Annotated in this window: 12 protein-coding genes; 7 read left to right on the forward strand and 5 right to left on the reverse strand. The window is 61.0% G+C overall.

The window, feature by feature from the left end; genetic code table 11:
* Positions 1–100 precede the first annotated feature (100 nt).
* Positions 101–412: a hypothetical protein gene (locus tag M3B11_RS02850; RefSeq protein WP_259875280.1), complete on the forward strand. Its 312-nt coding sequence runs from the start codon at positions 101–103 to the stop codon at positions 410–412.
* 125 nt (positions 413–537) lie between these two features.
* Here the strand turns inward: M3B11_RS02850 and M3B11_RS02855 are convergent, their stop codons facing one another.
* The 5 genes from M3B11_RS02855 to M3B11_RS02875 are packed head-to-tail and all read right to left on the reverse strand — an operon-like array spanning position 538 to position 2,413.
* Positions 538–732 carry a hypothetical protein gene (locus M3B11_RS02855; protein ID WP_259875281.1) on the reverse strand — a complete coding sequence of 65 codons (195 nt, stop codon included), beginning with the start codon at positions 730–732 and terminating at the stop codon, positions 538–540.
* On the reverse strand, positions 732–1,028 hold the full coding sequence (locus M3B11_RS02860; RefSeq protein WP_259875282.1) for a hypothetical protein: 297 nt from the start codon (positions 1,026–1,028) through the stop codon (positions 732–734). Before M3B11_RS02860 ends, M3B11_RS02855 begins: the two co-directional genes overlap by 1 nt.
* A complete protein-coding gene (locus M3B11_RS02865; protein ID WP_259875283.1) occupies positions 1,025–1,813 on the reverse strand; it encodes an antA/AntB antirepressor family protein in 789 nt (262 codons plus the stop codon). The genes M3B11_RS02860 and M3B11_RS02865 overlap by 4 nt, the downstream gene beginning before the upstream one ends.
* A 58-nt stretch (positions 1,814–1,871) precedes the next feature.
* Positions 1,872–2,129, reverse strand: coding sequence for a helix-turn-helix transcriptional regulator (locus M3B11_RS02870; RefSeq protein WP_259875284.1), 258 nt, complete (start codon positions 2,127–2,129; stop codon positions 1,872–1,874).
* Positions 2,126–2,413 carry a hypothetical protein gene (locus M3B11_RS02875; RefSeq protein WP_259875285.1) on the reverse strand — a complete coding sequence of 96 codons (288 nt, stop codon included), beginning with the start codon at positions 2,411–2,413 and terminating at the stop codon, positions 2,126–2,128. Before M3B11_RS02875 ends, M3B11_RS02870 begins: the two co-directional genes overlap by 4 nt.
* A 312-nt stretch (positions 2,414–2,725) precedes the next feature.
* Between M3B11_RS02875 and M3B11_RS02880 the strand changes: the two genes are divergently transcribed.
* The 6 genes from M3B11_RS02880 (at position 2,726) to M3B11_RS02905 (ending at position 6,316) form a co-directional block, all read left to right on the forward strand.
* Positions 2,726–2,998 carry a hypothetical protein gene (locus M3B11_RS02880; RefSeq protein ID WP_259875286.1) on the forward strand — a complete coding sequence of 91 codons (273 nt, stop codon included), beginning with the start codon at positions 2,726–2,728 and terminating at the stop codon, positions 2,996–2,998.
* 215 nt (positions 2,999–3,213) lie between these two features.
* Positions 3,214–3,732, forward strand: a complete 519-nt coding sequence (locus M3B11_RS02885) for a helix-turn-helix domain-containing protein (protein ID WP_259875287.1) — start codon at positions 3,214–3,216, stop codon at positions 3,730–3,732.
* Complete coding sequence (locus M3B11_RS02890; RefSeq protein ID WP_259875288.1) at positions 3,732–4,493, forward strand: DUF3800 domain-containing protein; 762 nt, start codon at positions 3,732–3,734, stop codon at positions 4,491–4,493. The genes M3B11_RS02885 and M3B11_RS02890 overlap by 1 nt, the downstream gene beginning before the upstream one ends.
* Positions 4,494–4,744: 251 nt before the next feature.
* Positions 4,745–5,056, forward strand: coding sequence for a hypothetical protein (locus tag M3B11_RS02895; RefSeq protein ID WP_259875289.1), 312 nt, complete (start codon positions 4,745–4,747; stop codon positions 5,054–5,056).
* Complete coding sequence (locus M3B11_RS02900) at positions 5,046–5,249, forward strand: DUF3263 domain-containing protein (protein ID WP_259875290.1); 204 nt, start codon at positions 5,046–5,048, stop codon at positions 5,247–5,249. Before M3B11_RS02895 ends, M3B11_RS02900 begins: the two co-directional genes overlap by 11 nt.
* On the forward strand, positions 5,237–6,316 hold the full coding sequence (locus M3B11_RS02905; protein ID WP_259875291.1) for a site-specific integrase: 1,080 nt from the start codon (positions 5,237–5,239) through the stop codon (positions 6,314–6,316). Before M3B11_RS02900 ends, M3B11_RS02905 begins: the two co-directional genes overlap by 13 nt.
* Positions 6,317–6,698 lie beyond the last annotated feature (382 nt).

The raw sequence follows: 6,698 nt of genomic DNA on the forward strand, positions 1-6,698 counted from the left end.
ACTTCTTCGTCATTGAGCAGCCGGTTCACGGTTCCTCACCCCCGGCTTCTCCCTCAGTAGGCTGAGGGTCACCACAACCACCTACTGAGGGAGAAGAATCATGGGAATGCTCATCTACGGCAGCGGCAGCACCCGAGTCGAAATCACACTCGCCGATGCTGATGTAAAGACTGTTGAGGCTGTTCTGGCAGTCGCGTACAGCCTTCGCAATCCGTTCAGGATCAAGGTTGGGACCGACGATGGAAATACCACCCTGTTTGTTTCCGACGGCGTTCCCCTCATCACCCGCTCCCATACGGACGTTAAGGCTGATCCGCGTATCTTCAATGCCCTGATGACCGGCCTCCGATTGAACGGCGTTATTGATATCACCGGGGACTCGCCCGAAGTCAATGACGATCCGGAATCCTGACTCCGCATCTGCGACGGGCAGGGCAGCTGTCACTGTTAACGTGACCTGCCCTGTCTCCGCAGGATCGCTGATGGGCGGCCGGAGGTGCTCGGCGATGCTGGCACCTAACCGCTGATAGTCGATACTCATGACCTGGTTCCTTTCGTGAGTTTGGTGAGCGCGTCACCGGAGATCCCGTAGTCGCCGGTGCCGTCATCGAGGTAGGCGACCTCGGAGGCGTTAGCGGTGACCTCAGCGAGCGGGGAGTGCATGTCGAAACGGGTCGCCGTCTCCGTCAGCTCGTGTTCCGTCTTCAAGCGGAGGAAATCCCATCGGTTCATCACTGCCCCCTGCACTCGTCAGCAGCATCAGCGAACGCGACACGAGCGATCTGCACATCAGGCGTGATCGACTCGATGAACTCGGTCTCCTCCTCGATGGATGCCGCATCCAGGCGGGACGCGAAACCAATCGACCGGCCAGCAGAATCCAGCGCGTCACCCATCAGGGAGTCGAGCTCTTCTGCATAGTCGAGGGCGTCGAGACACGCCTGAGGTGTCACCGGCTCAGCTGGAGCGCTGCACCCTGTCAGGAACAGGGGCACGGACACGGCCACGGCGGCGAGGGTGGGTTTCATGCCGACTCCTTCACCTGGACGAGTCCGCACGCCTTAGCGAGATCAATCGCGTGAGCCTGCCGCACGTAGAGGGTCTGGCGAACCTGCCCGTTGTACATGCGGGACACCTTGTGGTGAGGGCGCTGCTCGAAGTACGCATACGTCTGCCGGCCCTGCCGTGCCCGGTACTCGTATTCCTCGACCTGCTTCTGCTGCGAGTTCGACCAGTACCAGCCGTAGGAGTGCTTGAAGATGATGTTCTTGTCGCGCAGCAGCTTGAACGTCTCCATCTTTCGGAGCTGGTACTGCCGGCCCCAGTCTTCGATCTTCACGACGTCACCGTCTGAGACGTATCGGTCGTGGTACTCGATTGCGGGTGCTGCGGATTCGAGTGCCGCTTCGAGAACCTTCTTCTCTTCTTCGGCTTCGAGCACCATGCGAGCGAGGTCTGCACGTGACACCAGTTCCGGCGTTGGCGCGAGACGCTGTTTCTCCACGGCGATGAAGTACTGCCGAATCTCCTTGCCCTTGGGGGTGCGCTGGATCATGCCCAGCTCTTTGGCCATGTCGATGGTCACGGCGTGGTCGACTTTGTTGCTGCCGCCGTGAACTTGCTTTCCAGAATTGGAATGCAAGACGAGGAAGTCCTGACCCTCGACGAACCCGTAATCGACCATGCGAGCGAACCACGTTGTGTAGTTCGACTGCACGCCGAGGTAGGCGTGGATGGCGCGGCCGCTGGCGACCCGCTGGCCCTCGTGGTCCCGAATCGGGATGAGCTGTTCGATGCTGGTAGAATCGTTCATAGTTCTTGTCCTTTCTGGGACTCCGCCCTCAGCCGCTAGACCCGGCTGGGGGCATTTTTCATGCGGCGTAGTCGATGGTTTCGAGAGTGAAGAGGTCTTCGGTTTCGAGACCGAGTGCCTTGGCGATCTTTCCGGCGGTCTCCGGGTTGCAGGTCTCGCGCTTGCCGAGAATGTTGCCGACGGTGCCGTTGGAGACCTTGGCCTTGAATGCCAGGTCGGCGTTCGTCCACTGCTTGAACTTCATCGCCAGCCGGATCTGCTCCTTGTGTGGGCGTGCCGTGTATCCGCGTCGGCTGCGGTTGTATGCGGGGCTCATGCCACCTCCTTCCGCGTCGTCGCGATCGGTCGGATGGCGGGCTTGCCGATGTAGCGCACCCACACTTGGCCGCGTCGGGTGATGGCCTCGAAGTCACCCTTCGGGAAGTCCTGGAGACCTCCGGAAGTGATCATGGTGGAGTACTTCGCTCGGGTTGCTGGCTTCAGATGGTCGAGGTTGAGGAGTGCCCATTCGCCGGGGTGTGCGCGCAGGGTATCTGCGTCGTCCTTGTATCGCCCAGCGGCAGTCTTCTTGGGTGGCGGTGTGCCGAACTTGACGGTCATTGGAGTCCTCCATGGTTTGATGTGGGTATGGGATGGTTGGTTTCTGCCGTTTTTGTCGTGGTTGCGGTCGCAGTTCTCGTGTGGCTCCGAACTCGCAGACGCTCTCGGCCGGGTGGTCTGAACGAAGTTGAAGCGGGAGGTGACTCTGCGCCCGGCCCATCCGGGGAACGCGAGTGCCAAGCTTCGGAGACTTGCTTTGAGCAGATGGAGCGTGCTCGGCGAGCCGGGTTCGTCGACGGGCGTCATTACACTGAGTGGCTCCCGGAGCTGGATGAGCTGCGCAGCCAGAAACGTGACGAGGAAGCTCTGCCGTTGCTCCTGAGATGCATCCTCGCGACCGAGCGTGAGGCTGACGTCTGGAATGATCTCGTTGAACCCGATGAAGCCCACATGTGGTTCCCCGCCCCGGCCTACTACGAGCGCGTTGCGGTCATCTGCCGGAGACGGAAGGACTATGTCGCCGAGATCGAGATCATTGACAGGTGGGAAGAACGTGCCACCAGTGATCGCGCCAAGGCCAGCGTCATGGGTAGGCGTCTGTCCGAACGGAAGGCTCGGGCGATCGACCTGATGAACTCCCGCTGACCGAACTGCCACTTCAAACACCTCACTTCCAGCCGTCACGTTTGTTTTGTTGTTGTACATTTTGAACCCTACAGCATGTGACTATCGCCGTGCAACTCGTTCTTGAACTTTTTGCACAAAACAGCGCGCTGGCGCTAATTACAGGGGTGTTCTTTTTAGATGCGGCAGTCACAGTAGACTTGCTGTAGTCATGCCCCTGCTCGAAAGTGGTCATCGTGAGCCGACTGTCCGACCGTTTGAACGAACTGAACAGCCAGAACTTGCCACTCCGTGAAATCGCGGACCGTGCAGCAGGTCGGGGCTGGAAGATCTCGTTCACGACTGTGCGGACGTACATGCGAGGTGAGCACCCAGACCCGCCGTCACCACGAGCGCTCAAAGCGCTAGCTGCGGCATTCGGGGTGCCGGTCTCAGAGTTGGAGGAAGCAGCCGCCTACACCGGCCGCGAACCCTTCAACCCCGACCCGACATCGGATCAGCTCACACAACCACAACGGAACGCCGTGAACGAGATCATCCGACTCTTAGCGGCAGGCAACCAGGGAGCAGATCATGACAACGTCACCCCACTATCAGCTCGCTCACGCGAGGGCACCACGACCGAAACGACGCCCCAGAAGATGAAACCCCTCCCCGCCCAGTACGCGGCCGACCAAGGTGACAGCGCAGGCGAGGAGGGATGGGCGCAAGCCCAGGAACTCGGAGAAGAGAGTCAGGACCCAGACGATAGCTGATGGATGCCACACCCCAACTTGAGTTCGCATACGTCGACGACTCTGGCGACCCCGGGATGAAGAATGGCTCCACGCGCACCATGGCATTGGGATGCATGCTGATCTCAAGCCACCGCTGGACTGGGGCATTGGACGCTACCCAAGCACTCCGCCGCGGAATCCACGAGGACTACAAGATCCGCATCCGTGACGAAGTGAAGGCGGAGTGGATCGTCGGAGTCAAGAAACACTTCCGAGCCGCCGGCCTTGGAGACGGGCAGCTCCGAGACATCTACACACGGCACATGAGATTTGCATCCGCGATCTCATCTGGCATTTTCGCCGTAGTGATCGACAAGCATCTGATCCAGAAAAGTGACTTCGATATCGAGGACATGGCATGGCTGATGCTTTTCCAGCGACTTCGACTCCGCAGCGTGAAGACCGGAGCTCCGATCATGCTGATCCACGACCAAACCAGCGACTACAAGGCTCTCCGTGCGCGATGGCGGAAGTTCAGGAGGTTCAACATCGGACCCGACCGCAAACCTGCGACCGCCCCACTGCTTATTGAGGACCCCACTAGCCGGGACTCTCAGCAGTCATACTTCATTCAGCTCGCAGATCTCATCGCATATGCAGCGAGTCGACGCGTAATCCCAGCAACAGGTAGGCGCGTTAGCATATGTTCGCCGAACATGTGGATGGAGGCGAAGCCAGCACATATGACGGAGGTGGCTAGTAACCGTTCGGATGCGATCGTCGTCTGGCCGCGGAGATAGAAAGGGACGGCCCCGAAGGGCCGTCCTTGACGGCGGACCCATTGACCTCCAGGAGGGAGGGTGGGACCGCACCTCCAGTATCCCATAACGGCCATCGGCGGCCAAGAATCCACCCGCGTGTCCGTGCCGTTTGTCATGATGCTGGTGTGCATCATCCGTGGCGTGATCTCAGAGGACGGGAGCACCTCACTGTCGAGTGGGGACACCTCCCGCCAGGCCTACGTGGAGCCACGGCCGGGGACACCATCTGGATGGAATCGAGGCTCCTCCAAGTCGAGCGCCGCTGCACGTTGACACATGAGCTGGTGCATATTGATTTCGGGCATGAGGGATGCCAGTCGGAGAAAGAAGAAGAACGGGTCCGCAAAGTCACTGCGGAGCGCCTCATTCGCCGCGATCATCTGATCCACGCGTTCCGGTGGGCGCTGTCCCTCGAAGAAGCCGCCGACGAACTCTGGGTCACCCCGGAAGTGCTGATGGACAGGATCCGTTTCATGCACCCGTCCGAACGGCTAATGGTCGCTGGTGCAGTGCAGGCAGGGAGGGAACATCATGCTGACTGACGAGGATAAGGCGATCATTGATCTTGCTCGGGAGCACCCGGTCTGGTCAGGGACGCTGGAGGGCCGGATCCGGGACGAGCTCGACATGAGTCCGGTGGCGTTCCTGCAGCGCCTCAACTATCTGGCCGACGACCGGGACGCAAACGAGTACGCGCCGGCCGTGCTGAGGAGGATCCGGGAATGGCGTCCATAACCGCATACCAGACCAAGGCTGGGAGGCGGTGGCGGGTCCGATACAGGAAACCTGACCGCAGCCAGACCGACAAGCGGGGGTTCCGCACGAAGCGCGACGCCGAGGTGTTCGCCGCGACCGTCGAAACCTCGAAGCACACCGGCACCTTTATCGACCCCACCGCCGGGAAGATCACCATCGGCGAGCTCGGCCCGGCATGGATGGCCCGCCAAACTGACTGGAAGCCCTCCTACCGGCGCAGCATCGAATCCACCTGGCGCACACACGTCCAACCCGTTTGGGCGAACGTACCCGTCGCAGATGTACGCCACACTGACGTGCAAGCATGGGCCGCGGGCATCGACCGATCCCGATCCGTTGTCTCCCGCGCTGTCACCATCCTCGCCACGATCCTTGACGACGCAATCGCCGACCAGCTCATCCACGTCAACCGCGCCCGCGGCATCTCACTCCCCAAGAAATCGCTGAAACCACACGTCTACCTCTCTCACTCTGAGGTGGAAGCGTTCGCAACAGCCGCTGGTGGAGAGCGTGCGGTCATCATCTACACGCTGGCCTACACTGGCCTGCGATGGGGAGAACTAGCCGGCCTCCACGCCGAAGACGTCGATGTGCACCGCAGGCGGTTGCATGTGAACCGGTCCGCTGTGGAGGTCGGTTCCACGGTCGAGGTGGGGACACCGAAGTCACATGAGCTTCGCTCCGTGCCGATGCCTGAGTTCATCGCCGACATGCTCACCGAGGCGCGCCCGCGAACGGGGATCGTGTTCCCGAACTCGACCGGCGGGTATCGGGTGTCGCCGCGCAGCGCTCGATGGTGGGAGAACGCGATCCGGGACGCGGGAATCCCGCGACTGTCCCCGCACGGCCTACGGCACACTGCAGCTTCGCTGGCCGTGCAGGCTGGAGCGCATGTGAAAGCTCTGCAGCGGATGATGGGGCACGCTTCTGCCGAGCTGACGCTGCAGCGGTATGCCGGTCTGTTCGACACCGATCTTGATGATGTGGCGGTGTCGTTGGATGCGGCACGCCTGCGGTTGGCGGGTCACCGGCGGGAGGCGGTCTGAAATTTTTGGTGGGCAGCTGGTGGTCAAGAGTTCGCTTCGACCGTGTTGGCAGGCTACCTGTTCGGCTTGTTCTAGCGGTTCTGAGGCTATGGGGTCAGGGCTCTGTCGTGGGTTCGATCCCCACGGGGCCCACCAGGAGGACGTTGTTCAAACCGGTGGCATTACCGGTTTGAGACCTCGTTACAGCGGCCCGCCCCTCGTGGCGGGCCGCTTTCGTCTGCAATTCGGGGCCGGAGAACGCGTTGAACGGTTCTCCCTGCTGACCGGCTGCGGTGCGCCGCGCTGTGCTTTGCCCACAGCGTCGAGACCACGGGAGCATCACTGTGGGGTTAATGCTCAAAATGTGTGTATGGGTTCGGCGTGTCAGTGGTGTCTGCCGGCC

This window comes from Brevibacterium sp. p3-SID960 (assembly GCF_025144725.1).
In the GTDB taxonomy this organism is placed as follows: Bacteria; Actinomycetota; Actinomycetes; order Actinomycetales; family Brevibacteriaceae; genus Brevibacterium.

Excerpts from the sequence above, each read along its gene's own strand:
- M3B11_RS02850 (WP_259875280.1), top strand. The coding sequence starts at position 101 with ATGGGAATGCTCATCTACGGCAGCGGCAGCACCCGAGTCGAAATCACA.
- M3B11_RS02855 (WP_259875281.1), bottom strand. The coding sequence starts at position 732 with ATGAACCGATGGGATTTCCTCCGCTTGAAGACGGAACACGAGCTGACG.
- M3B11_RS02860 (WP_259875282.1), bottom strand. The coding sequence starts at position 1,028 with ATGAAACCCACCCTCGCCGCCGTGGCCGTGTCCGTGCCCCTGTTCCTG.
- M3B11_RS02865 (WP_259875283.1), bottom strand. The coding sequence starts at position 1,813 with ATGAACGATTCTACCAGCATCGAACAGCTCATCCCGATTCGGGACCAC.
- M3B11_RS02870 (WP_259875284.1), bottom strand. The coding sequence starts at position 2,129 with ATGAGCCCCGCATACAACCGCAGCCGACGCGGATACACGGCACGCCCA.
- M3B11_RS02875 (WP_259875285.1), bottom strand. The coding sequence starts at position 2,413 with ATGACCGTCAAGTTCGGCACACCGCCACCCAAGAAGACTGCCGCTGGG.
- M3B11_RS02890 (WP_259875288.1), top strand. The coding sequence starts at position 3,732 with ATGGATGCCACACCCCAACTTGAGTTCGCATACGTCGACGACTCTGGC.
- M3B11_RS02895 (WP_259875289.1), top strand. The coding sequence starts at position 4,745 with ATGGAATCGAGGCTCCTCCAAGTCGAGCGCCGCTGCACGTTGACACAT.
- M3B11_RS02900 (WP_259875290.1), top strand. The coding sequence starts at position 5,046 with ATGCTGACTGACGAGGATAAGGCGATCATTGATCTTGCTCGGGAGCAC.
- M3B11_RS02905 (WP_259875291.1), top strand. The coding sequence starts at position 5,237 with ATGGCGTCCATAACCGCATACCAGACCAAGGCTGGGAGGCGGTGGCGG.